The organism is Glutamicibacter halophytocola (assembly GCF_001302565.1).
Classification (GTDB): domain Bacteria; phylum Actinomycetota; class Actinomycetes; order Actinomycetales; family Micrococcaceae; genus Glutamicibacter; species Glutamicibacter halophytocola.
Window position 1 is genome coordinate 1,283,216 of sequence record NZ_CP012750.1, and the last position, 25,657, is coordinate 1,308,872.

Annotated in this window: 15 protein-coding genes, 3 rRNA genes and 1 pseudogene; 18 read left to right on the forward strand and 1 reads right to left on the reverse strand. The window is 62.0% G+C overall.

Annotated elements, in window-relative coordinates:
- The first annotated feature begins 157 nt into the window (after positions 1 to 157).
- From argC to AOZ07_RS19230, 7 genes are all read left to right on the forward strand, one after another.
- Positions 158 to 1,189 carry an N-acetyl-gamma-glutamyl-phosphate reductase gene (argC, locus tag AOZ07_RS06020; protein WP_060701166.1) on the forward strand — a complete coding sequence of 344 codons (1,032 nt, stop codon included), beginning with the start codon at positions 158 to 160 and terminating at the stop codon, positions 1,187 to 1,189.
- Positions 1,186 to 2,400, forward strand: a complete 1,215-nt coding sequence (gene argJ / locus AOZ07_RS06025) for a bifunctional glutamate N-acetyltransferase/amino-acid acetyltransferase ArgJ (protein ID WP_060701167.1) — start codon at positions 1,186 to 1,188, stop codon at positions 2,398 to 2,400. The genes argC and argJ overlap by 4 nt, the downstream gene beginning before the upstream one ends.
- Positions 2,401 to 2,421: 21 nt before the next feature.
- Positions 2,422 to 3,360: an acetylglutamate kinase gene (gene argB, locus AOZ07_RS06030; protein WP_060701168.1), complete on the forward strand. Its 939-nt coding sequence runs from the start codon at positions 2,422 to 2,424 to the stop codon at positions 3,358 to 3,360.
- Positions 3,357 to 4,613, forward strand: coding sequence for an acetylornithine transaminase (locus AOZ07_RS06035; RefSeq protein WP_060701169.1), 1,257 nt, complete (start codon positions 3,357 to 3,359; stop codon positions 4,611 to 4,613). Before argB ends, AOZ07_RS06035 begins: the two co-directional genes overlap by 4 nt.
- Before the next feature lie 49 nt (positions 4,614 to 4,662).
- Positions 4,663 to 5,622: an ornithine carbamoyltransferase gene (gene argF, locus AOZ07_RS06040; protein ID WP_060701170.1), complete on the forward strand. Its 960-nt coding sequence runs from the start codon at positions 4,663 to 4,665 to the stop codon at positions 5,620 to 5,622.
- 1 nt (position 5,623) lies between these two features.
- Positions 5,624 to 6,127, forward strand: coding sequence for an arginine repressor (locus AOZ07_RS06045; RefSeq protein WP_060701171.1), 504 nt, complete (start codon positions 5,624 to 5,626; stop codon positions 6,125 to 6,127).
- A gap of 1,683 nt (positions 6,128 to 7,810) precedes the next feature.
- Positions 7,811 to 8,053: an HNH endonuclease gene (locus AOZ07_RS19230; protein ID WP_084793150.1), complete on the forward strand. Its 243-nt coding sequence runs from the start codon at positions 7,811 to 7,813 to the stop codon at positions 8,051 to 8,053.
- 92 nt (positions 8,054 to 8,145) lie between these two features.
- On the opposite strand, the gene AOZ07_RS06055 is transcribed toward AOZ07_RS19230, so the two are convergent.
- Positions 8,146 to 8,697 carry a macro domain-containing protein gene (locus AOZ07_RS06055; RefSeq protein ID WP_060701173.1) on the reverse strand — a complete coding sequence of 184 codons (552 nt, stop codon included), beginning with the start codon at positions 8,695 to 8,697 and terminating at the stop codon, positions 8,146 to 8,148.
- Between the two features lie 214 nt (positions 8,698 to 8,911).
- Between AOZ07_RS06055 and argH the strand changes: the two genes are divergently transcribed.
- The 11 genes and pseudogenes from argH to AOZ07_RS06105 all read left to right on the forward strand — a co-directional run bounded on the left by argH (position 8,912) and on the right by AOZ07_RS06105 (position 25,655).
- Positions 8,912 to 10,327, forward strand: coding sequence for an argininosuccinate lyase (gene argH / locus AOZ07_RS06060; protein WP_060701174.1), 1,416 nt, complete (start codon positions 8,912 to 8,914; stop codon positions 10,325 to 10,327).
- A gap of 103 nt (positions 10,328 to 10,430) precedes the next feature.
- Positions 10,431 to 11,171: a maleylpyruvate isomerase family mycothiol-dependent enzyme gene (locus AOZ07_RS06065; protein ID WP_060701175.1), complete on the forward strand. Its 741-nt coding sequence runs from the start codon at positions 10,431 to 10,433 to the stop codon at positions 11,169 to 11,171.
- An 83-nt stretch (positions 11,172 to 11,254) separates the two neighbouring features.
- On the forward strand, positions 11,255 to 11,803 hold the full coding sequence (locus tag AOZ07_RS06070; protein WP_060701176.1) for an adenine phosphoribosyltransferase: 549 nt from the start codon (positions 11,255 to 11,257) through the stop codon (positions 11,801 to 11,803).
- Between the two features lie 198 nt (positions 11,804 to 12,001).
- Positions 12,002 to 14,275 (forward strand): HelD family protein, encoded by a 2,274-nt coding sequence (locus AOZ07_RS06075; RefSeq protein ID WP_236995280.1) that lies wholly within the window; start codon positions 12,002 to 12,004, stop codon positions 14,273 to 14,275.
- 178 nt (positions 14,276 to 14,453) lie between these two features.
- Positions 14,454 to 15,773 (forward strand): tyrosine--tRNA ligase, encoded by a 1,320-nt coding sequence (gene tyrS / locus AOZ07_RS06080; protein ID WP_060701178.1) that lies wholly within the window; start codon positions 14,454 to 14,456, stop codon positions 15,771 to 15,773.
- Positions 15,774 to 16,292: 519 nt separating this feature from the next.
- A 16S ribosomal RNA gene (locus tag AOZ07_RS06085) occupies positions 16,293 to 17,818 on the forward strand.
- Between the two features lie 646 nt (positions 17,819 to 18,464).
- Positions 18,465 to 21,596, forward strand: a 23S ribosomal RNA gene (locus AOZ07_RS06090).
- Positions 21,597 to 21,766: 170 nt separating this feature from the next.
- Positions 21,767 to 21,883: ribosomal RNA gene (gene rrf, locus AOZ07_RS06095) — 5S ribosomal RNA — on the forward strand.
- The 16S, 23S and 5S rRNA genes sit together here, the layout of an rRNA operon.
- A gap of 411 nt (positions 21,884 to 22,294) precedes the next feature.
- Positions 22,295 to 23,620 (forward strand): annotated as a pseudogene (locus AOZ07_RS19275) (hypothetical protein); the annotation flags it as partial.
- 201 nt (positions 23,621 to 23,821) lie between these two features.
- Entirely contained in the window at positions 23,822 to 24,598 is a 777-nt protein-coding gene (locus AOZ07_RS18530) for a tetratricopeptide repeat protein (protein ID WP_098945498.1), read from the forward strand.
- 49 nt (positions 24,599 to 24,647) lie between these two features.
- The gene (locus tag AOZ07_RS06105) at positions 24,648 to 25,655 is read left to right on the forward strand and encodes an HAD-IIA family hydrolase (protein WP_060701179.1); all 1,008 of its coding nucleotides are present in this window, start codon (positions 24,648 to 24,650) and stop codon (positions 25,653 to 25,655) included.
- Positions 25,656 to 25,657: the final 2 nt, after the last annotated feature.

Consider the following 25,657-nt stretch of genomic DNA (forward strand, 5'->3'; position numbering starts at 1 on the left):
TACGCGGTGTCTGCGGGGTGTTCCGGCGGGCCTCTACGGCCAGTTTAGGACTTTGCCCGCCATGGTGGGGACAGGACTTGGTGGATGTCGGTTACGTGACGAAGTATTTTATGAATATTTATTAGCGCACATGAATATTTCGCGATAGAATCTGGTCATGACGATTTCAGTAGCTGTCTCCGGCGCCAGCGGATACGCCGGCGGTGAGGTCCTTCGCATCCTTGCAGCCCATCCAGAAGTAGAGATTGGTGCGATCACCGCGCACTCCCAAGCCGGGCAGCGACTCGGTTCCATCGCGCCGCACCTGCATGCGCTCGCCGACCGCATCCTGGTGGACACCACGGTGGAGAACCTTGCCGGGCACGACGTCGTGTTCCTGGCCCTGCCGCACGGTGCCTCGGCCGCCGTCGCCGCCGCCCTGCCGGAAAACACCCTGGTCATCGACGCCGGTGCGGACCACCGGCTCGAATCCGCAGCCGCCTGGGAAAAATTCTACGGTTCAGAACATGCCGGCTTCTGGCCCTACGGCCTGCCGGAGCTCCCGGGCCAGCGCGAAAAGCTCGTGGGCACCCGCCGCGTCGCTGTGCCCGGCTGCTATCCCACCGGCGGGCAGCTGGCCCTGGCCCCGGGCTTTGCCGCCGGGCTGCTGGAAGCAGACGACGTGGTCATCGTTTCCGCCTCGGGCACCTCGGGGGCCGGCAAGTCGCTGAAGCCGAACCTGCTGGGCAGCGAAGTCATGGGCTCGATGAGCACCTACGGCGTGGGCGGCATCCACCGGCACATCCCGGAAATGGAGCAGGGCTTCTCCAAGCTCGCCGGCCAGCCGGTCACCGTGTCCTTCACCCCCACCCTGGCCCCGATGCCGCGCGGCATCCTGACCACCGCCACCGCCAAGGCCAAGCCCGGGGTGAGCGCCGGGGCGCTGCGCGCCGCCTGGGAACAGGCCTACGCGAACGAGCAGTTCGTGCACCTGCTGCCCGAGGGCCAATGGCCGACCACCGGTGCGGTCCAGGGTTCCAACCACGTCCAGCTGCAGCTGGCCTTCGACGAGCACGCCAACCGCGTCATCGTCACCGCCGCCCTGGACAACCTCACCAAGGGCACCGCAGGTGCCGCGGTCCAGTCGATGAACATCGCGCTCGGCCTGGAAGAAAATACCGGATTGCTCATGCAAGGAGTCGCACCGTGAGTCTCGCCTACACCAGCACCCACCCATCGGCAGCCACCACGGGTGTCACCGCCCCGGCCGGTTTTACCGCCGCCGGCGTGCCAGCCGGGCTGAAGTCCACCGGCAAGAACGACGTGGTTCTGGTCAAGAACCTCGGGCCCCAGTTCACCGCGGCCGGGGTCTTCACCTCCAACCGCGTGGCCGCCGCCCCGGTGCACTGGTCCAAGCAGGTGCTGGCCGATGGCCGCATCGACGCGGTCCTGCTGAACTCGGGCGGTGCCAACGCCTGCACCGGTGCCGAAGGCTTCGGCAACACCCACCAGAGCGCCGAATACGCGGCCGGGCTGCTCGATGTCTCCGCCGGGGACGTGGCCGTGGCCTCCACCGGGCTGATCGGCGTGCAGCTGCCCATGGACAAGCTGCTGCCCGGCATCGAGGCCGCCGCGAAGGCGCTGGCCAGCGGCCAGGCCGCCGCTGACGAGGCCGCCGCCGGCATCATGACCACCGATACCGTGCCCAAGCTGGTTTCCCGCGTGGTGGGCCCGGCCGGCTCGGCCCAGATCACCATCGGCGGCATGGCCAAGGGCGCGGGCATGCTCGCCCCGGCGCTGGCCACGATGCTCGTGGTGCTCACCACCGACGCGGTGCTCACCAGCGCGCAGGCCGACACCGCGCTGCGCGCCGCCACCGCGATGAGCTTCGACCGCGCGGACTCCGATGGCTGCATGTCCACCAATGACACCGTGCTCCTGCTGGCCTCCGGCGCTTCGGGCACCACCCCGGACATCGCCGAGTTCACCGGCGCGCTGACCGACGCCTGCTGCGAGCTGGCCGCGAAGCTGATCGAGGATGCCGAGGGAGCGGACCACACCATCGCGATCCGCACCTACAACGCCGCGACCGAGGCCGACGCCCTGGAAGTGTCCAAGGCCGTCTCGCGCTCCAACCTGGTCAAGACCGCGGTCTTCGGCAAGGACCCGAACTGGGGCCGGGTGCTCTCCGAGGTCGGCACCACCAAGGCCGCCTTCGAGCCCGATGAGCTCAACGTCGCGATCAACGGCGTCATGGTCTGCAAGAACGGCGGGGTCGGCGAAGACCGCAACCTGGTCTCGCTCGAGGAGCGCAATGTCTCGATCGAGATCGACCTGAACGCCGGCACCGAGGAAGCCACCGTGCTGACCAACGACCTGACCCACGACTACGTCCACGAAAATTCCGCCTACTCCAGCTAGGCTGCACCCGAGGAATCACCCATGGCCCACACCGCCCGCACCAACCTGGATATCGCCCAGTCCAAAGCCGAAGCACTGATCGAGGCGCTGCCCTGGATCCAGCGCTTTGCCGGAACCACCATGGTCATCAAATACGGCGGCAATGCCATGGTTAATGACGAGCTGCGCCGCGCCTTCGCCGAGGACATCGTGTTCCTGCGCCATGCCGGGGTCAACCCGGTGGTGGTGCACGGCGGCGGCCCGCAGATCAACAAGATGCTCGACACCTTGGGCATCAAGTCCGAGTTCCGCGGCGGGCTGCGCGTGACCACCCCCGAAGCCATGGACGTGGTGCGGATGGTGCTCACCGGGCAAGTGCAGCGCGACCTGGTCGGCCTGATCAACTCGCACGGCCCCTACTCGGTGGGCATGTCCGGGGAGGACGGCGCCACCTTGCAGGCGATCCGCACCGGCACCGTGGTCGACGGGCAGCCGGTGGACCTGGGACTGGTCGGCGAGGTCACCCGGGTGCGCACCGACCAGGTGGACTCGCTGGTGGACGCCGGGATGATCCCGGTGATCTCCACCGTCGCCCCGGAATTCGACGCGCAGGGCGATCCGACCGGCGCGGTGCTCAACGTCAACGCGGACACCGCCGCGGCCGCCCTGGCCAGCGCGCTGGGCGCCACCAAGCTGGTGATCCTCACCGACGTGGAGGGCCTGTACGCGGCCTGGCCGGACAAGTCCTCGCTGATCAGCTCGATCACCAACGACGAGCTGCGCGGCATGCTGCCCAGCCTCGAATCGGGCATGATCCCCAAGATGGGCGCCTGCCTCAAGGCGGTCGACGAAGGCGTGGGCCAGGCCCACATCGTCGATGGCCGGGCCCCGCACTCGATGCTGCTGGAAATCTTCACCACCGCCGGCGTGGGCACCCAGGTGCTCCCGGCCTCCCACACCAACCTGAAGGAGGGCAAGTGAGCGAGCAGACCGCGCACACTCCCAAGACCATCGAGCTGGCCACCGACCAGGTGCAGGAGCTGGCCCAGCTCTCCTCCTCGGTGCTCGCCGAGCGCTACCAGCAATCCCTGCTGGGGGTCTTCGGCGCCCCGCAGCGCGTGCTCGTGCGCGGGGCCGGCTGCCATGTCTGGGATGCCGACGGCAACCAGTACCTGGATCTGCTCGGCGGCATCGCGGTCAACACCCTGGGCCACGCCAATCCGCTGCTCACTTCCGTGATCGCCAGCCAGCTGGCCACCTTGGGGCACGTGTCGAACTTCTTCACCTCTCCGAGCCAGATCGCCCTGGCCGAAAAGCTGCTGGAAATTTCTGCCGCCCCGGCCGGCTCCAAGGTCTTCTTCGCCAACTCCGGCACCGAGGCCAACGAGGCCGCGCTGAAGCTGACCCGGCGCAACGCCGGCACCGAAGAGGCCCCGCGCACCCGCGTGATCGCCCTGGAACAGGCCTTCCACGGCCGCACCCTGGGCGCGCTGTCGCTGACCCACAAGGAAAAGTACCGCGCCCCCTTCGCCCCGCTGCCCGGGAATGTCACCTGGATCCCCGCCGGGGACATCGATGCGCTGCGCGCCGCGGTGGACGAGACCGTATCCGCGGTGTTCATCGAGCCGATCCAGGGCGAAGCCGGGGTGAAGATGCTCTCCGCGCAGTACCTGCAGGCCGCCCGCGACATCACCCGCGAAGCCGGCGCCCTGCTGGTTTTCGACGAGGTGCAGACCGGCATGGGCCGCACCGGCTCCTTCTTCGCCTCGGCACCGGTGATCCCGGATGTCATGACCCTGGCCAAGGGGCTGGGCGGAGGCTTCCCGATCGGCGCGATGATCGTCTTCGGCCAGGAGAACACCGCCTGGCTGACCCCGGGGGACCACGGAACCACCTTCGGCGGGAACCCGGTGGCCTGCGCCGCCGGCCTGGCGGTCATCCACACCATCGAATCCCAGAACCTGCTGGACCAGGTCCGGTCCAACGGCCACTGGCTGCGCGAACAGCTCGCTGCGGTGCCCGGGATCAGCGCGGTGCGCGGGGCAGGCATGCTCACCGCCTTCGAGCTGGCCCAGGCCAATGCCCCGAAGCTGGTCGCCGCGGCGCTGGAGGCCGGATTCATCATCAACGCCACCGATGATTCCACCATCCGCCTGGCCCCGCCACTGGTGATCACCCAAGAGCAATTGGGCAGCTTCCTGGCCGCCCTGCCGCCGCTGATCGCCTCCGCCTAGAACTTCGCCCCCGCCCATTGCGGCCCCCAGCATCAAAGGAGCACCACCCATGAGCGCCACCCGCCACTTCCTGACCGACCTGGATTTCACCCCCGACGAGCAGTCCAAGGTGCTCGATCTGGCCGCGGCAATGAAGGCCGACAAGTACGGCTACCAGCCCTACGCTGGCCCGCAGACCGTCGCGGTCTTCTTCGACAAGACCTCCACGCGCACCCGGGTCTCCTTCCACGCCGGCATCGCCGAGCTGGGCGGATCCCCGCTGATTATCAACTCCGGCGAATCCCAGCTGGGCCACAAGGAATCCATCGCCGACTCCGCCAAGGTGCTCGAGCGCATGGTCTCCACCATCGTCTGGCGCACCTATGCCCAGTCCGGGCTGGAGGAAATGGCAGCGAATTCCTCGGTGCCGGTGATCAACGCGCTGTCCGACGACTACCACCCCTGCCAGCTGATTGCCGACCTGCTCACCGTGCGCGAGCACAAGGGAAAAACCGCGGGCCTGATCATGAGCTACCTGGGCGATGCGGCGAACAACATGGCCAACTCCTACCTTCTGGCCGGGGTCACCGCCGGCATGCACGTGCGCATCGCCGGCCCCGAGGGCTACCTGCCTTCCGCTTCGATCATCGCCGCCGCACAGGAGCGCGCCGCGCTGACCGGGGGATCGGTCACGATCACCACCGATGCCGCCGCCGCGCTGGAGGACGCCGACGTGGTGGTCACCGACACCTGGGTATCCATGGGCCAGGAGGATGAGAAGGAAGCGCGGCTGAAGCTGTTCACCGACTACTCGGTGAGCACCGCGGCGATGAAGCTGGCCAAGGACGACGCCATCGTGCTGCACTGCCTGCCGGCCTACCGCGGCTACGAAATCGACGCCGAGGTGATCGACGGCCCGCAGTCGGTGGTCTTCGACGAGGCGGAAAACCGGGTGCACGCCCAGAAGGCCGTGATGGCCTGGCTGATGGTTGCCTCGGGCCTGGCCGAAGATTCGCGAGTGGAGCTCTAGGATGTCCGCCCAGCCAAGCACCAAAACCGCCCGGCAGGCCCGCATCCGCGCCTTTCTGGGCAACAACTCGGTCAAATCCCAGGCCGAGCTGCTCGGGCTGCTCAAGGACGACGGGCTGGAGGTCACCCAGGCCACGCTCTCGCGCGATCTGGTGGAGATCGGCGCGGTGCGCATCCGCGACCACTCCGGCCAGCTGATCTACGCCGTGCGCCAGGAAGGCGGGGATCGTTCCCCGCAGACCGCCATCACCCAGGAAGTGCTCGACGCGCGCCTGGCCAAGATCTGCGCCGAGCAGCTGGTCACCGCCGAAGCCTCCGGGAACATCGTGGTGCTGCGCACCCCGCCGGGGGCCGCGAACCTTTTGGCCTTGGCCATCGACCACTCGCAGATGCCCTCGATCCTGGGCTGCATCGCCGGGGATGACACCATCATGGTCACCACCCGGGATATCGACGGGGGAGCCGAGGTGGCCGCCCGCTTCCTGCAGCTGGCCGAACCGCGCTAGCCGCGCCCCTTGAACACGCCACGCCGCCGCGCACTTATCCACAGTGCGCGGCGGCGTGCTGCTTAATCCGTGCCCGCCGCCGGAGCATCGATGCATGGAAATGCAGCAGATCTCGCGCACGCTCACCGTGCTGGCCGACCAGATGGCCGATCAGGGGGACGATGAGCAGCTGCTCGGCGCGCCGCAATTGCTACAGGCCCAATCCCTGTGCCTGAAGCTGATGGCCCGCCTTTCCCGCCAGGCCGAACAGCTGGCGGACCCGCGCGCCGCCGTGGCCTATGCCCAGTTTGCCGAAGCCTTCAGCCGCCAGGCCGCCCGCTCGAATATCATCGCGGCCAGCCTCGTGGAAACCACCGCCGCCCATGCCCTGCATCTCCAGGAATTCGACGATCTGTGCGCCGGCCGCACCGACTTCAGCGCCGAACCGCGCTTTGCCGCCGGACGCACGGTCTACCAGGACGCCGCAAACCTGCTGGCCAACCTGCTCGACCTGAACTACTTCGAGGCTTCCCGCCGGGTGGACGACGCGCATCTGGTGCATGCCCGGCGCGAGGTGACCGGAGCCGCCTGCGCACCGCGCTTCACCCTGCTCGCCGAGCATTTCGCCACCGCTTCGGATCCGCTTGCCGCGTCCTCCAACGCGTCTTCGCCCTGGTCGCCGCCTGATCTGCATCACCTGCGCGATCCGCGCGAAGTGCTCAAGACCGCCCGAGCGCTGGATAAGTTCGAACCCGAGGACACCACCTTCGACGGCATCCCCACCTCGGCCACCGCCACCGCGCCCGACGGCGCGCTCTTAGAGGCGCATGCCAGCGCGCTGCTGGCCGAAATTCCGATGCGCACCCGTCAAAAGCACTTGGCGACGCTCATCAAGGAGTACAAGGAAGCCCATGCGCAGACCCGCACTCCGCCGCTGGGCCTCTTCCGCGGCAGGGTCGTCAATGGCGTGCATGAATTCATTGTCCGAGTGTGCGCCTTGGATGCCGAGCTGTGGATCTCGCTGATCGCGCAGGCCGACAACAAGCGCACCCAGGCTGGAGCCGCCGCCCGCCAGGCGTCCGAAAATCCCCAGCCCGAGCAGTCCGATCAGCCCGAGCGATCCGGGAATTCTGGGCCGCTGGAAGAAGCAACCTCGCACGAAGAATCCCCGGATCAAGGAACCCCGATCGATGAACAGCCCGCCGGCGAACTACCTGGCGAACTACCCGGCGAACCGCCCGGCGAACCACCCAGTGAACCACCCGATGAGCTCTGGCACAGCGACGATCCGCTGCCTGAATGGGCTCGCGGCGAAGATTGCCCGCCCAGCGACGCAGATCCGCCCGATCGCACAGCACCCGGGGCCGCCGCGCCGGCAATGCCCGGCTCCTGCACTATCCCGGAGCGAAGGCTCAACGCCCTGAATGCTGTGCTGCGCAATATCGACCCTGAAAACAGCACCAAGCGCATCACCCCGGAAATCGTCGTGCACGCCAGCTATGAGGATCTCAACGATCTGGCCTCGCTGCACGGAATCACCGCCCACGGCGTGAAGCTTTCCGCGCCCGAATTGCGCGCCATGCTGTGCGAAGCGAAGGTGCTGAGCCCGATCTACAATGCCGACGGGGTGATCATGGACATCGGCCGCGATGCCCGGCTCTTCCCGCGGTGGATGAAGCTTGCCGCTCGTGACCGCGATGGCGGATGCCTGGTGCCTGGTGCACGGTCGAACCGGCATTGCTGGAATTCCACCATTTCAAGCCGTGGTCCAAAGGCGGGCATACCCGGCTGCAAGATTGCTGTCCACTTTGCTCAACCCATCACGTCATGGTCCACAGCGGGTATTTGCGGCTGGTGAAGATCAAGGGCTTGCCCTACGTCATCCTGCCCAGGCATCAGGATCCCGAACAGCAGCCGCGGCGCAATAGCTATTTTGCGCGCACCTGACCAGGCGCGCTTCCACCACCCCGGACATGAGCACTGCCGCGCCCTTCGCTAAGGAAGGACGCGGCAGTGCTCTGCCAGGATCGTTGCGGGGATCAGGCTGCCAGTTCCTGGACGGCGTCGAGGTCGAAGGCCCGCTCGAAAGCGGCCTGGACTTCATCGGTATGCGCCACCAGCACAATCTTGTGGATCGGCGAGATGTGCTTGTTGGTATCGATCCAGCGATCGATGGCTTCATGGGCGATGTCTGCCACCTGCTGTGGCTCCCAGCCGAAGGCCCCGGCGCCGATGGCAGGGAAGGCGATGGAGTGGGCATCGTGGCGTGCTGCCACATAGAGCGAGTTCACGAAGCAATCGTTCAAAATTTTTGGGTTGGGCTTGATCAGCGCCAAATTCGGCGCGGCCGTGTGGATGACCCACTTCGCTTCAAGATCTCCGGCCTTCGTGGCCACGGCGATTCCTGAAGGGATTCCGTCGGGGTAGCGCTGTGCGCGGACTTCTCGGCAGGCAGCCAGCAGGCTGGGGCCGGCAGCTTCATGAATTGCTCCATCAACTCCGCCACCACCTAGAAGTGAAGGGTTGGCTGCGTTCACAATGGCATCAACGTGCAGGGTGGTGATGTCACCACGGTACAACTGGATTTCCATTTCGTACCTCCGAAGATAGTTCCGATTCGGTTATGGCAACACCTTACGCCCGGGCGCTGTGGACTGGAAGAGGTTAAACATCGAGTTTTCTGCGTGTCGGGCGACGGCGAAAATGCATGAATCCCCGACGCAATGAATATTTATGAGCAACATTGCATAAAACTTTGCTAGAGTGGGGTGCAGTGCAATTTTCACCGGCAGAAAGGAACGGGCCATGGCCTCGTCAACAAATGAAGGATCGCTCTGGGGCGGCCGCTTCTCCGGCGGCCCTGCGGACGCAATGGCCGCGCTGAGCAAGTCAACCCATTTCGACTGGCGCCTGGCCAGCTATGACATTGCCGGTTCGCGTGCCCACGCCAAGGTGCTCAATCGCGCCGGCCTGCTCACCGATGCCGAGCTGATCGACATGATCGCCGCCCTGGACCAGCTGGAAGCAGATGTTAAATCCGAGGCCTACGTCGCCGCGGAATCCGACGAAGACGTGCACGGGTCCCTCGAGCGCGGATTGCTCGAGCGCGCGGGCACCCAGCTCGGCGGCAAGCTGCGCGCCGGGCGCTCGCGCAATGACCAGATCGCGACCCTGGGCCGGATGTTCCTGCGGGATCACGCACGCATCATTGCCCGCGGCGTGATCGACACCCTCAATGCCATGGTCGAACAGGCCAAGGCCCACCCGTACGCGCCGATGCCGGGGCGCACCCACTTGCAGCACGCGCAGCCGATCCTGCTTTCGCACCTGCTGCTGGCCTACTCCTGGCCGCTGCTGCGCGACGTGCAGCGCCTGGCCGATTGGGACAAGCGCGCTGCGGTTTCCCCCTATGGCTCTGGTGCGCTGGCTGGCCAGACCCTGGGCCTGGATCCGAACTTCGTCGCGGCCGAGCTCGGCTTCGACTCTGCGGTGCACAACTCGATTGATGGCACCGCCGCCCGTGACGTTTTTGCCGAATTCTCCTGGATCGCCGCGATGATCGGCGTCGATCTCTCCCGCGTTTCGGAGGAAGTGATTCTCTGGGCCACCAAGGAATTCAGCTTCGTGAAGCTGCACGATTCCTTCTCCACCGGCTCCTCGATCATGCCGCAGAAGAAGAACCCGGATATCGCCGAGCTGGCCCGCGGCAAGGCCGGGCGCCTGATCGGCGATCTCACCGGCCTGCTGGCCACCCTCAAGGCGCTGCCGCTGGCCTACAACCGCGACCTGCAGGAGGACAAGGAACCGGTATTCGACGCCGCGGATACCTTGGAAATCCTGCTCCCGGCCGTCGCCGGCATGATGGGCACGTTGACCTTCAACACCGAGCGCATGGCCGAATTGGCGCCGCAGGGCTTCGCGCTGGCCACCGATATTGCCGAATGGCTGGTCCGCCAGGGCGTGCCTTTCCGTGATGCGCACGAGCTCTCCGGCGCCGCGGTGCAGCTGGCCGAATCGCGAGGCGTGGAATTGTGGGATCTGACCGACGAGGAATACGCCGGCATTTCCGAGCACCTGACCCCGCAGGTCCGCGAAGTCCTCTCCACCGAAGGCTCGCTGAACGCGCGCAACGGCCAGGGCGGCACCGCGCCGAGCGCCGTTGCGGCCCAGCTGGTGGAATTCGAACGACAGCTGGCAGAAATCAAGGCTTGGGCTAGCTAGAATCCAGCCACGCGGCCTGCCCGCTTGCGGCGGCCACCATGCGGAATGCTCCGCGCGGTGGCCGCTTGCACGTTAACCCGCAACCCGCGCTAAAGTGTGTGCTATGGCACAACTTTTGGCTCCCGCCGACCTTATCGCACAAGTCACCTCCGCATTGGACGAACTGGCCGATCAATTGCGCGGGGTCCCGGCCGCCGATTACGCCAAACCCAGTTCGCTGCCGGGCTGGAGCACCGCGCAGCTGATCGCCCATTTGGCTTCCCTGGCCAAAGCGGCGGTGCGCCAGTTTGAGCGTGCCGGCACCGAGGATTTGCCGCCAATGTACGACGGGGGAGCCGAAGGGCGGATCGAGGCCATCAACATGACCGCGCTGATGCGCCCCGAATCCTTGCAGGCGTTGGCCCTTGAGGCGCTAGCCCAACTGCGTGCGTCCTTGCCGCAGGCCGAGCACAAGTGGGAAGCGGGCGTCGGATATCGTCCCGGGGCGCAGGTCGCGGACATGATGTACGCATCGTGGCGGGAAATGCTGATCCACGCCACGGACCTTGATCGGGCAATCCGGCCCCCGGCCACCTGGCCGGCAGAATTCTGCGCCCATTTATTCAGGGCGCTGGTGGCCCGCGTGCCGCAAGGAACGCGACTGGTCCTCCAGCCGCATGGCAAGGCCCGCATGGTCTTGGGGCAAGGCGAGAAGTCGTGGGTGCTGTCTGGCACCGATTTCGACCTGGCGGCGTGGCTTGCCGGCCGCGAAATTCCTGGTTCCATCCGTGTCACGGCCGCCGCCGACGGGGCTGCCGATCCGCAATTGCTGCCGTGGCCCAGCGACCGATTGATGGAACGTTAACCGCTCCATGGCATGGGCAGCACCCAAAATGTGCTCATGATTATGCAACCTGACGCATCATCGGGCGGCCAGAAGGACTAAAATTGCTAGGCGTGACTACTTCTGAGAGCATTAGCGACCTGCTGGACCGACTGAGCAAGATTGTCCCCGACTATCCGCAGCCCGGCATCTCCTTCAAGGACCTGACTCCGGTTTTCGCCGATCCGGTGGGCTTGCGCCGCATGGTTGACGAGCTGATCGCCCCCTTTGAAGGGCAGTTCGACATTGTCGCTGGCCTTGAGGCACGCGGTTTTGTGCTGGCCGCGGCCGCCGCCTATGCCTCGGGCAAGGGCATGCTCACGATCCGCAAGGCCGGCAAGCTGCCGCGCGAGGTCTACCGCGACGAGTACACGCTGGAATACGGCACCAGCTGCCTGGAAGTGCACAAGGACGAGATCGCGCCGGGCACCCGCGTGCTGATCCTCGACGATGTGCTCGCCACCGGCGGCACGGTCGGCTCCTCGGTGCGCCTGATTGAAAAAACCGGTGCCGTGGTCGCCGGAGTCGGCGTGGTGCTGGAACTGGATGGCTTGAACGGCCGCGGAAAGCTGGAAGGCCACACAGTGCATTCCCTGCAGGTCGTCCACTCCTGATTTCACGGCCGATCGCGGTAATACTGCGCAGTGTTTCACGCCGCTGGCGAACAGCCGGCCGGCCAAGACAGCGAGCAGCAGGCGGACAGCTGGCGCCACATGGCCCAGGGGCCGCATCAGCCCGCCCGGAGGATTACCGGCCAGCGATTAAAGGCGCGTATCATTGTCTGTCCTGTGATTTTGCGCAGGATGCAGATTGTGAGCGCGAAGGGAACCAGGTTGACCGAGACGATCGAACGCGACTTGTTGGCTGAATCCGAGTATGTGGGCCGCTTGTATGAGCGGCTCGACGAACTGCGCGCCGAAAAGGTCGAGCAGCTTGAGCGCACCCGGGCCCAGGGAGCCGTTGGAACCTTCCAGAACATGTCCGAGCGCGACTCCTTCGCTACCTTGTACGAGGACCGGATCGCCCAGCTGGACGCGGTCCAGGACCGGCTGGTTTTCGGGCGGCTGGACATGAAAGACCAGGAGCAGGATCAGGGCCCGCGCTACATCGGGCGCATCGGCCTGTCCGACGAAGAGCTGAACCGGCTGATGATCGACTGGCGCGCTTCCGAGGCCGCCCCCTTCTACCAGGCCACCGCGCTGAACCCGCGCGGGGTGCGCCGCCGCCGCCACCTGATGCTCAAGGGCAGGACCGTGGCCGGGATCGAAGACGACGTGCTCGACGAGACCTGGCTGGATGAGGGGCATACCCATCACGGCGAGGGCGCGCTGATGGCTGCCCTGCGCGAAAAGCGCACCGGCCGCATGGGCGATATTGTCGGCACCATCCAGGCCGAGCAGGACGCGATCATCCGCGCGCAGCTGCCCGGCGCGGTGGTGGTCCAGGGCGGTCCGGGCACCGGCAAGACCGCGGTGGCCCTGCACCGTGCCGCCTTCCTGCTCTACGAATACCGCGAACGGCTCAAGAACGCCGGCGTGCTGATCGTCGGCCCGTCGAACTCGTTCATGCGCTACATCGAGCGCGTGCTGCCCTCGCTGGGCGAGACCGGCGTGGTGATGTCCTCGGTGGGCGATCTGTACCACGGCCTGCATGCGGTGCCCGAAACCAACCGCACCGTCGCCCGGCTCAAGGGCCAGATTTCGATGGCCAAGGTCATCGCCAACGCCGTGCGCAACCGCCAGCGCCTGATTCCCGCTGACCGCACCGTGGTAGTGGAAGGCACCCGCCTGACATTGACCCCGAAGATGGTCCGCAACGCGCGCGAACGCGCCCGCCACACCCACAAGCCCTATAACGAGGCCCGCGAAACCTTCGTGAAGGTGCTGGTGGGCGACCTGGCCGAGCAGCTGCGCCGCAAGCTGGAGGAATCGGCCGGGCAGTCCTCGACCACTGACCGCTCCTACCTGCCCCAGGAAGTGCGCGAATCGCACGATGTGCGCGTGGCGCTGAACCTGTGCTGGATGCCGATGACCCCGCAGCAGCTGGTGGCCGAGCTTTTTGCCACCCCGCACCTGCTCGCCGCCGCCGCGCCTCACCTGAAGGAGGCCGAGCGCGACGCCCTGTACCGCCGCGCCAACTCACCGTTCACCGAGGCCGATGTGCCGCTGCTGGATGAGGCCGCGCAGCTGCTCGGCGACTTTGCGGATCCTAACGCGGCCGCCCACACCGCGCAGTATGAGGCGGATGTCGAAAACGCCAAGGCCGCGTTGACCAATATGCACACCATGCTGGAAAACGCCGGCATCGATGGCGTGATCACCGCCGAACAGGTGGCCGGGGTGAACCAGGAAACCGCAGCGAAGCTTTCCGCTGCCGAGCGCGCGGTGGCCGATCGCACCTGGGCCTACGGGCACATCGTCGTTGACGAGGCACAGGAGCTTTCGCCGATGCAGTGGCGCCTGCTGGTGCGCCGCTGCCCGATGAAGTCCTTCACCATCGTGGGCGATATCGCGCAGACCTCGGCGGCTTCGGGCGCCAACAGCTGGTCCCAGGCGCTCAAGCCATTCTTCGGGGAGCGGTTCGACCTTGAGGAACTGACGGTCAACTACCGCACCCCGGCGCAGATTGCCGATGCCGCGGTGCGCGTGGCCCAGGCCGCGGGCTTGCGCATCACCACTCCGCAGGCTGTGCGCGAGGGCGACTGGCCACCGGTGATCACCAAAACCACGCAGGAGCACCTGGACGCAGCGGTTCTCGAGGCGCTCGCCCAGGAGCTGGCCTATTCCGCTGGCGGCCTGCAGGCGGTCATCGTTCCGCAACAGGACCTTGGCAGGATCCGTTCTGCGGTGAGGGAAGTCCATGGCGATCGGGTGGGCACCGGATCGGGCGGATTGAGCCAGGACATTGTGGTGATTACCGCGCGGGAGTCCAAGGGCCTGGAATTCGATGGCGTGCTGATCCTGGAACCCGCACAGCTGGTTGCCGAAGTCGATGGCGGCGTGGGGGATTTGTATGTGGCGATGACCCGGACCACCCAGCGCCTGCATCTGGTGCATAGCCAGCCGCTTCCCGAGGGATTGGACTAGGCGCGAGCAGATGTGACCAAGGGCGGGGACCGGCAACTGGCACTTGTCCATGGCCAAGCGATAATCTGGGAACTGCGCGCCGAGACGGCAACCCCAACTCGCGGCGCAGAAGCAGAACCGCGTGAGATCTTCACGCGCAACAGGGGCAGAACGAAGACAGAAAATGGTCACAGTGAGCATGTCTGATACCAAGCAGAATCCCGTGATTGCGGGTCAGAGCAACGACGCATCTTTTCAGAACGTCTGGCAGGAACTGAAGTGGCGCGGCCTGGTGCACGTATCCACCGATGAGACCGAGCTGGAACGCGCCCTGTCCGAAGAGACTGTGACCTACTATTGCGGGTTCGACCCCACTGCGCCTTCCCTGCACCTGGGCAACCTGGTGCAGCTGCTGAACATGCGCCGCCTGCAGCTGGCCGGCCACAAGCCGCTGGCCTTGGTCGGCGGTTCCACCGGCCTGATCGGCGATCCGCGCCAAACCGCGGAGCGCACCTTGAACACCAAGGAGACCGTGACCGAATGGGTCGCCAAGCTCCAGGCCCAGGTTTCCCGCTTCCTCTCCGCCGAGGGGGAGAACGCGGTACAGCTGGTGAACAACCTGGACTGGACCCAGCAGCTTTCCGCGCTGGACTTCCTGCGCGATGTGGGCAAGTACTTCCGTGTGGGCACCATGGTCAAGAAGGAGATCGTGGCCGCGCGCCTGAACTCCGACGAGGGCATCAGCTACACCGAATTCTCCTACCAGGTCCTGCAGGGCTACGACTTCCTGGAACTGAACCGCCAGTACGGCTGCACCTTGCAGACCGGCGGCTCGGACCAGTGGGGCAACCTGACCAGCGGCACCGACTTGATCCGCAAGGTCCAGGGCAATTCGGTGCACGCCTACGGCACCCCGCTGATCACCAACTCGGACGGCACCAAATTCGGCAAGTCCGAAGGCAACGCCATCTGGCTGGATGCAGAAATGTGCAGCCCATACACCTTCTACCAGTTCTGGTTGAACACCGCTGACGCTGATGTGATCGACCGCTTGAAGGTCTTCACCTTCTTGACCCGCGAGCAGATCGCCGAGCTTGAGGCCGAAGTTGCCGAGCGGCCATTCAAGCGCGTTGCCCAGCGCACCTTGGCCTGGGAAGTGACGTCCCTGGTCCATGGGGAGCAGGCCACCGAGCAGGTGATCGCTGCGTCGGCCGCGGTATTCGGCAATGGCGATCTGGGCGCGATCGACTTGCCTACCTTGGAATCGGTCATCGCTGAGCTTCCCACCGCCAAGGTTGAGGCCGGCGATCTGGGCATCCTGAATGTGCTGCATGCATCGGGCTTGAGCAAGTCGCAGTCGGAGGCTCGTCGCACAGTGAGCGAGGGCGGCGCCTACGTGAACAACGAAAAGGTTGAAGGCATCGATACCGTGCTCAGCGTGTCCGACTTCCTGCACGGACGCTATGCCATCGTTCGACGCGGCAAGAAGAACATGGCCGTGATCGAGCTGGCGCAGTAGAGCTGCAATACCGGCGAACTACACGAAACCACCAAAAATGATGTGAAGCAGCACACTTTTTTGGTGGTTTTGTTGTACCCGGAACTGATACACCCAAGTCAGCATGAGATTTTAGACCAAAATCCGACACGCTTTCCGATTTTGCGTCTGGTGGGAATCCGTGTAGAGTTTTATCTCGCGCCGCTGATCCGGACGGGCCGAAAAGGCCTGCAGGGAACAGCGGGGTGAACAAGCTGGAAACATCGAGTTGACTTTGGTTGACATGATGGTAGGCTTGAAAAGTTGCTCCGGAGCGAAGCAGTCGCCGAGTTTGTGGTGGTTGTGGTGTCGAGAGTGTTTGTTGTTTGAGAACTCAATAGTGTGCCAAGTTTGTTGATACCGAATTTTTTATTTGGTGAATACATAACATTTGCTTGAGGCATTGCACCCCCGTGTGATGTTCTTGAGTGTTTTTTATTCGCCAGGATTTTTTCATTGATTCTCCCTTATTTTCCGAGGGGTTTCGGTGGCTTTTTGTTTTTTATGGAGAGTTTGATCCTGGCTCAGGATGAACGCTGGCGGCGTGCTTAACACATGCAAGTCGAACGATGAAGCCCAGCTTGCTGGGTGGATTAGTGGCGAACGGGTGAGTAACACGTGAGTAACCTGCCCCCGACTTTGGGATAAGCCCGGGAAACTGGGTCTAATACCGGATATGACTTCCTGCCGCATGGTGGGTTGTTGAAAGATTTATCGGTGGGGGATGGACTCGCGGCCTATCAGCTTGTTGGTGAGGTAATGGCTCACCAAGGCGACGACGGGTAGCCGGCCTGAGAGGGTGACCGGCCACACTGGGACTGAGACACGGCCCAGACTCCTACGGGAGGCAGCAGTGGGGAATATTGCACAATGGGCGGAAGCCTGATGCAGCGACGCCGCGTGAGGGATGACGGCCTTCGGGTTGTAAACCTCTTTCAGTAGGGAAGAAGCGAAAGTGACGGTACCTGCAGAAGAAGCGCCGGCTAACTACGTGCCAGCAGCCGCGGTAATACGTAGGGCGCAAGCGTTATCCGGATTTATTGGGCGTAAAGAGCTCGTAGGCGGTTTGTCGCGTCTGCCGTGAAAGTCCGAGGCTCAACCTCGGATCTGCGGTGGGTACGGGCAGACTAGAGTGATGTAGGGGAGACTGGAATTCCTGGTGTAGCGGTGAAATGCGCAGATATCAGGAGGAACACCGATGGCGAAGGCAGGTCTCTGGGCATTTACTGACGCTGAGGAGCGAAAGCATGGGGAGCGAACAGGATTAGATACCCTGGTAGTCCATGCCGTAAACGTTGGGCACTAGGTGTGGGGGACATTCCACGTTTTCCGCGCCGTAGCTAACGCATTAAGTGCCCCGCCTGGGGAGTACGGCCGCAAGGCTAAAACTCAAAGGAATTGACGGGGGCCCGCACAAGCGGCGGAGCATGCGGATTAATTCGATGCAACGCGAAGAACCTTACCAAGGCTTGACATGTGCCAGACCGCTCCAGAGATGGGGTTTCCCTTCGGGGCTGGTTCACAGGTGGTGCATGGTTGTCGTCAGCTCGTGTCGTGAGATGTTGGGTTAAGTCCCGCAACGAGCGCAACCCTCGTTCCATGTTGCCAGCACGTAGTGGTGGGGACTCATGGGAGACTGCCGGGGTCAACTCGGAGGAAGGTGGGGATGACGTCAAATCATCATGCCCCTTATGTCTTGGGCTTCACGCATGCTACAATGGCCGGTACAATGGGTTGCGATACTGTGAGGTGGAGCTAATCCCTAAAAGCCGGTCTCAGTTCGGATTGGGGTCTGCAACTCGACCCCATGAAGTCGGAGTCGCTAGTAATCGCAGATCAGCAACGCTGCGGTGAATACGTTCCCGGGCCTTGTACACACCGCCCGTCAAGTCACGAAAGTTGGTAACACCCGAAGCCGATGGCCTAACCACCTTGTGTGGGGGGAGTCGTCGAAGGTGGGACTGGCGATTGGGACTAAGTCGTAACAAGGTAGCCGTACCGGAAGGTGCGGCTGGATCACCTCCTTTCTAAGGAGCTAACCATTTTTTGGTTGCCCATGCTGGACACGAGTGTTGTCCGGGTGGGTTGCTCATGGGTGGAATATCAATGAACTCAGTACTGGAAAGCGCGTGTGCCTGATCGGCCCCTTGGTGGGGTTGTGTGGTGCGGGCGGGGTACTGGCTGTGGCTGTGCGGCGCTGTTGTTGTCGAGTACGCATCCTTTGGGGTGTTGGAAAGATGGTGGTGGTGTTGTGTGGCTTGTATGGTTTGGCATGCTGTTGGGTTTTGAGGCAACAAGCCTCCTTGCCTGGCTGGTGATTGGCTGTTGGCCTTTGATGCGTTTTGTGCGTGTTGGGGGTTGGTGGTGGTTGCTGGTTGGGGTTTGCAAGGGGTTCTTGGTGTTTCGGTGTTTGTCCTGTGTTTGCCGTGGGCGTGCCTGGCGTGGTGGTGGTTTGTGGTTTTCATCCTTTGGGGTGGGGGTTGCGGGTTGTTGCCGCGGGGGTGTGTTTGCGGGGGTGCGGGGTTGTTGTTTGGGAACTGTATAGTGAACGCGAGCATCTTGCAGATGAGATGAGCTTTGGGGTCCTTTTCCTTGGATTCTGGGGTGTTTGAGTCTTGTCTGCGTGATTTTGTTAGATTGTTTTATTGCTCAATTCTGAGAACTTTGTTTTGTGTTGAAGTTTTTAAGGGCGCACGGTGGATGCCTTGGCATCAAGAGCCGATGAAGGACGTGGGAATCTGCGATAAGCCTGGTGGAGTCGATAACCGGACGTTGATACCAGGATTTCCGAATGGGGGAACCCCGCACCATGTTATGTGGTGTGACCTGCAGCTGAATGTATAGGCTGTGTGGAGGGAACGCGGGGAAGTGAAACATCTCAGTACCCGCAGGAAGAGAAAACAATAGTGATTCCGTTAGTAGTGGCGAGCGAACGCGGATGGGGCTAAACCGGTTGGTGTGTGATAGCGGATAGGCGTTGCATCATCGGGGTTGTGGGGTTGACATGTACCAGTGCTATCTTGCTGGTGGGATGAGGTGCAGGCGTATAGGTGAATCGGTTGGAATGCCGGACCATAGAGGGTGATAGTCCCGTAGGTGTAATGCGTGTCTGCCGTTCTAGTGTTGATACCCGAGTAGCACGGGGCCCGTGAAACCTTGTGTGAATCTGCCAGGACCACCTGGTAAGCCTGAATACTACTTGATGACCGATAGTGAATCAGTACCGTGAGGGAATGGTGAAAAGTACCCCGGGAGGGGAGTGAAATAGTACCTGAAACCGTGCGCTTACAATCCGTCAGGGCCTGGGACTTGTTCCTGGGTGATGGCGTGCCTTTTGAAGAATGAGCCTGCGAGTTAGTGCTGTGTCGCGAGGTTAACCCGTGTGGGGTAGCCGTAGCGAAAGCGAGTCTGAATAGGGCGTTTGAGTGGCACGGTCTAGACCCGAAGCGAAGTGATCTACCCATGGCCAGGTTGAAGCGCGTGTAAGAGCGTGTGGAGGACCGAACCCACTTCAGTTGAAAATGGAGGGGATGAGCTGTGGGTAGGGGTGAAAGGCCAATCAAACTTCGTGATAGCTGGTTCTCCCCGAAATGCATTTAGGTGCAGCGTTGCGTGTTTCTTGCTGGAGGTAGAGCTACTGGATAGGCGATGGGCCCTACAAGGTTACTGACCTTAGCCAAACTCCGAATGCCGGTAAGTGAGAGCGCAGCAGTGAGACTGTGGGGGATAAGCTTCATAGTCGAGAGGGAAACAGCCCAGAACGCCAACTAAGGCCCCTAAGCGTGTGCTAAGTGGGAAAGGATGTGGAGTTGCTGTGACAACCAGGAGGTTGGCTTAGAAGCAGCCACCCTTGAAAGAGTGCGTAATAGCTCACTGGTCAAGTGATTCCGCGCCGATAATGTAGCGGGGCTCAAGCACACCGCCGAAGTTGCGTCATTCAAATATTAACCTGGTTTCGATTGGGTGTTTGGATGGGTAGGGGAGCGTCGTATAGCGGGTGAAGTCGCGGTGGAAACCAGCGGTGGACGCTATACGAGTGAGAATGCAGGCATGAGTAGCGAATGACGGGTGAGAAACCCGTCCGCCGAATGATCAAGGGTTCCAGGGTTAAGCTAATCTGCCCTGGGTTAGTCGGGGCCTAAGGCGAGGCCGACAGGCGTAGTCGATGGATAACGGGTTGATATTCCCGTACCGGCGAAGGACCGCCCATACTGAGCTGTGGATGCTAACCATGATGGATCATGATTGTTGCAGCCTTCGGGTTGTTGGTTGTGTGATGTGGTGGGAACCGATGCAGTGAGGTCAGCGTATTAACAGGTGTGACGCAGGAAGGTAGCCGAGCCAGGCAATGGAATTGACCTGGTCCAAGGGTGTAGGAAGAGTGGTTGGCAAATCCGCCGCTCATATGTTCTGAGACCTGATAGGCGCCCGCTTTGGTGGGTGATTCGGTGATCCTATGCTGCCTAGAAAAGCATCGGCGCGAGGTCCCAGTCCGCCCGTACCCCAAACCGACACAGGTGATCAGGTAGAGAATACTAAGGCGATCGAGAGAATCATGGTTAAGGAACTCGGCAAAATGCCCCCGTAACTTCGGAAGAAGGGGGGCCTGCCTCGTGATCAGCTCTTGCAGTTGTGAGCGGGTGTGGGCCGCAGAGACCAGGGGGAAGCGACTGTTTACTAAAAACACAGGTCCGTGCGAAGTCGCAAGACGATGTATACGGACTGACTCCTGCCCGGTGCTGGAAGGTTAAGAGGACTGGTTAGCCGTAAGGCGAAGCTGAGAATTTAAGCCCCAGTAAACGGCGGTGGTAACTATAACCATCCTAAGGTAGCGAAATTCCTTGTCGGGTAAGTTCCGACCTGCACGAATGGAGTAACGACTTCCCCGCTGTCTCAACCATGAACTCGGCGAAATTGCAGTACGAGTAAAGATGCTCGTTACGCGCAGCAGGACGGAAAGACCCCGAGACCTTTACTATAGTTTGGTATTGGTGTTCGGTGCAGCTTGTGTAGGATAGGTGGGAGACTGTGAAGCTTGGACGCTAGTTCAGGTGGAGTCATCGTTGAAATACCACTCTGGCTGTATCGGTCACCTAACTTCGGACCATGATCTGGTTCAGGGACAGTGCCTGATGGGTAGTTTAACTGGGGCGGTTGCCTCCTAAAATGTAACGGAGGCGCCCAAAGGTTCCCTCAGCCTGGTTGGCAATCAGGTGTCGAGTGTAAGTGCACAAGGGAGCTTGACTGTGAGAGTGACAGCTCGAGCAGGGACGAAAGTCGGGACTAGTGATCCGGCGGCACCTCGTGGAAGGGCCGTCGCTCAACGGATAAAAGGTACCTCGGGGATAACAGGCTGATCTTGCCCAAGAGTCCATATCGACGGCATGGTTTGGCACCTCGATGTCGGCTCGTCGCATCCTGGGGCTGGAGTAGGTCCCAAGGGTTGGGCTGTTCGCCCATTAAAGCGGTACGCGAGCTGGGTTTAGAACGTCGTGAGACAGTTCGGTCCCTATCCGCTGCGCGCGTTGGAAATTTGAGAAGGGCTGTCCTTAGTACGAGAGGACCGGGACGGACTAACCTCTGGTGTGTCAGTTGTACTGCCAAGTGCATCGCTGATTAGCTACGTTGGGAAGGGATAACCGCTGAAAGCATCTAAGCGGGAAGCCTGCTTCGAGATGAGATTTCCATGCACCTTGAGTGTGTGAGGCCCCCAGCTAGACCACTGGGTTGATAGGCAGGATGTGGAAGCAAGGACTGAAGACTTGTGTAGCTGACCTGTACTAATAGGCCGATGACTTTCAACACACAATAAAGCATTATTTGAACTAACAATTTTTCAATGCTGCTCGCGTTCACTATGCGGTTACGAGACAACAACCTCTGAAACCATAAAACTTTTGCAGGTGCAGGGCTTCGGTCCTGGCACTGGAAACACATATGACCAGGAATGGTTGGTTTGTGTGCTTCGTGATTGTTACGGCGGTCATAGCGTGGGGGAAACGCCCGGTCCCATACCGAACCCGGAAGCTAAGGCCCATTGCGCCGATGGTACTGCACTCGTGAGGGTGTGGGAGAGTAGGTCACCGCCGGACTTAACTTGAATAATATGTGGTTTGGGCCCTGACACAGTTTGTGTCAGGGCCCTTACTTGTTTAACCAGCAAAACAGGGTGGTTGGTGCTGGGATGGCTTGTTGGTTGGTGTTTTTGGTTGGTGGGGGTTCGGGTCGGTGCCTGGCCCCCCTTTTTTCCTGTTTAACGGGCTTTGGATGCTGACCGGGGACCGCGGCGCTTTGACGGAATTACATTCAGCAACGCTGGAGTTTGTTGGACTGAGTGTCTTACCACATTGGCTTCTAATCCCTATGGTATGAGTCTTTGCTCCCGTAGACTTGAAGTTAGTTGTTCGTGCCGTTGGAGCACGCTGATTAGTTAATAGTGAAGTGCATCGTGCAAGCGATCACGAAGGTTGCGGTATTGAGATTGCCGCTGAAGGGGACATTAAATGTCTAACGATTTCCGCCGTAGTTCTGATAACGGGCGAGGCGACTTCCGGAATTCAGATACAAACCGCAACAATTCCCGTGATGGCTTTAAGCGTCGCGATGATCGTGGCGATTTTAAGCGCAATGATGATCGCGGTGGCTTCCGCAATGACCGTCGTGATGATAACCGTGGTGGCTTCCGCCAGGATCGCGATGATAACCGTGGCGGTTTCAAGCGCAACGAAGACCGTGGCGGTTTCCGCAACGATCGTCGTGATGACAATCGCGGTGGCTTCAAGCGTGATGATAACCGTGGCGGTTTCAAGCGCAATGAAGACCGTGGTGGCTTCCGCAATGACCGTCGTGAAGACAATCGCGGTGGCTTCAAGCGTGATGATAACCGTGGCGGTTTCAAGCGCAATGAAGACCGTGGTGGCTTCCGCAATGACCGTCGTGAAGACAATCGCGGTGGATTCAAGGGCAATGAAGATCGTGGCGGCTTCCGCAATGACCGTCGTGATGATAACCGTGGCGGTTTCAAGCGCAATGAGGACCGTGGTGGCTTCCGCAATGACCGTCGTGAAGACAATCGCGGTGGATTCAAGGGCAATGAAGATCGTGGCGGCTTCCGCAATGACCGTCGTGATGATAACCGCAGTGGCTTCAAGCGCAATGAAGACCGTGGCGGTTTCCGCAATGACCGTCGTGAAGACAACCGTGGCGGCTTCAAGCGTGATGACAATCGCGGTGGCTTCAAGCGCAACGAAGACCGTGGCGGTTTCCGCAATGACCGTCGTGAAGACAACGGCGGTGGATTCAAGGGCAATGAAGATCGCGGTGGTTTCCGCAATGATCGCGATGATAACCGTGGTGGCTTTAAGCGCAACGAAGACCGCGGTGGCTTCCGCAATGACCGTCGTGAAGACAACCGTGGCGGCTTCAAGCGTGATGACAATCGCGGTGGCTTTAAGCGCAACGAAGACCGTGGCGGTTTCCGCAACGATCGTCGTGATGACAACGGCGGTGGCTTCAAGCGCAACGAGGACCGTGGCGGCTTTAAGCGCAATGAGGACCGTGGCGGTTTCCGCAACGATCGTCGTGACGACAACCGCGGTGGCTTCCGCAGCGACCGTAATGATGACCGCGGTGGCTTCAAGCGCAACGAGGACCGTGGCGGTTTCCGCAATGACCGCAGTGACGACAACGGTGGCGGCTTCAAGCGCAACGAGGACCGTGGCGGTTTCCGCAATGACCGTCGCGATGACAACGGTGGTGGCTTCAAGCGCAATGAAGATCGCGGCAACTTCCGCAAGGACGACCGCTCCAAGGGCGATCGTCCAGCACGCGGACAGCGTTTCGAAGACCCACGTGCAGAAACTGCGCGCGCTCATAACCCAGGCGATCTGCGTATCTCAAACCGTGCTGACCGCACGCAATCTCCGGATATCGACGAGGATGTCACCGGTAAGGAACTGGATCGTGTTGCTCGCGCTCAGCTCCGCTACCTTGAGGAACGTTCCGCAGGCTGGGTTGCAAAGCACCTGGTGATGGCTGGGCGCCTGTTGGAAGAAGATCCAGAGCTTGCTTACGAGCACACCTTGGCAGCTTCGCGTCGTGGTGGCCGCGTGGCGGTAGTTCGTGAAGCAGTTGGCATCGCGGCTTACCACGCTGGCAAGTATGCAGACGCACTGCGCGAATTGCGCACCCACCGCCGGATTTCCGGTTCAGATTACAACCTGCCGTTGATCGCTGATTCGCTGCGCGCGCTGGGCCGGCCGGAAAAGGCCATCGAGTTGGCTCATTCGGAAGAGTCCGCCAACCTCGAAGCTGCCGTGAAGGTCGAGATGCAGATTGTAGCTGCCGGCGCCTTTGGCGATCTGGGCAAGCTGGATGAGGCATTGGCAGAGCTGGAATCCTTGGAACAGCTGAACTTCAACCGCGCGTTCTCCTTCAGCCCGCGCCTGTTCACTGCCTACGCGGATCTGTTGTCGGCCGCTGGCCGTCCCGAGGACGCAAAGCGCTGGAACGAGCAGGTCGAGGTTGCCGAGCGTGCGCTGGGCATCGAGCAGGAAACCGAATCATTCATCATGGACTTGGCTCCAGAAATGGATGAAGAGGAAGAAGCTCCCCGTGCGAAGGACTTGATCGACCCGGTTGAGGATGAGACCGAGGTCGAGGACGAGGTTTCAGATCAGGACGACGACGAGACTGCAGCAGCCGAAGAGGCTGCAACCGGTATCGACGAGGAAGACGGCCTGAGCGAAGTTGCCGAATCCGGCACGGAGGGCGAGCCAGCCGAGTCCGAGGACGAGTCCTCGAAGTAAGCTGTGGCAGTAGCAGTCAAAAACAACAAGTAGTAGGAACCACCACCGAATGCTGATTTCTGGATTTGATTCTGTCCTCTCCGACCTCGACGGAGTTGTCTACGCTGGCCCCAACGCCATCGATGAAGCTGTCGAGTCGCTGAACACCCTTGCGGAAGTGAATGTCACTCTGGCCTTCATTACCAACAATGCAGGGCGTTCGCCGATGTCTGTCGCAGCGCACCTGCGCCAGCTGGGAGTGAAGACCAGCGCTGAGCAAATTTTTGGTTCGGCAGATGCCGGCGCCGAGATGCTCGCGCGCGAATTAAATCCGGGATCCAAGGTGTTGGTGGTGGGTTCCCCCTACCTGCGCGAATGCATTGCAGTTCGCGGCCTGGAAGTGGTCGAATCCCATGCCGATGAACCGGTAGCGGTCATCCAGGGATTCGACCCCGACCTGTCGTGGAAAAACCTGGCCGAGGCCAGCTACGCCATCAATAATGGCGCCATCTGGGTTGCCACTAATACCGACCTGACGATCCCGCGCGCTGAGGGCATTGCCCCGGGCAATGGATCGCTGGTCAACGCGGTGAAATTGGCGACGGGAGCTGAGCCGCAGGTCGCCGGCAAGCCCGAGTCGTACCTTTTTGCCCGTGCCGCGGATCGACTGGATTCGCATCGTCCGCTGGTGGTTGGCGATCGGCTGGATACCGACATTCTCGGTGGATTCCGGGCCGGGTTCTCCACCGCCTTGGTGCTGACCGGCGTGGATTCGCCGCGTACTGCTCTCGGAGCTCCAGTGGAGCAACGCCCCAATTACCTCATCAACACGCTGGCTGACCTGTACCGCCCGTACCCGACCATCAAGGTTTTGGGCTATGGCGTGCAAGTGGGCGAAGCGGTGGCCAAGGTTGACGCCGGAGCGATCGAAGTCTCTGGCAGCGAGTCGGACCTGAATGCCTGGCGCGCCGCCTGCCATGCCTGGTGGCTTGCCCACCCGCGCCAGAGCGGCCATGAAGTTCCAGAAATCCGGTTTACCGAGCGTGGACTGGATACCCTGCGCCGGGTTCGAGGCTAAGC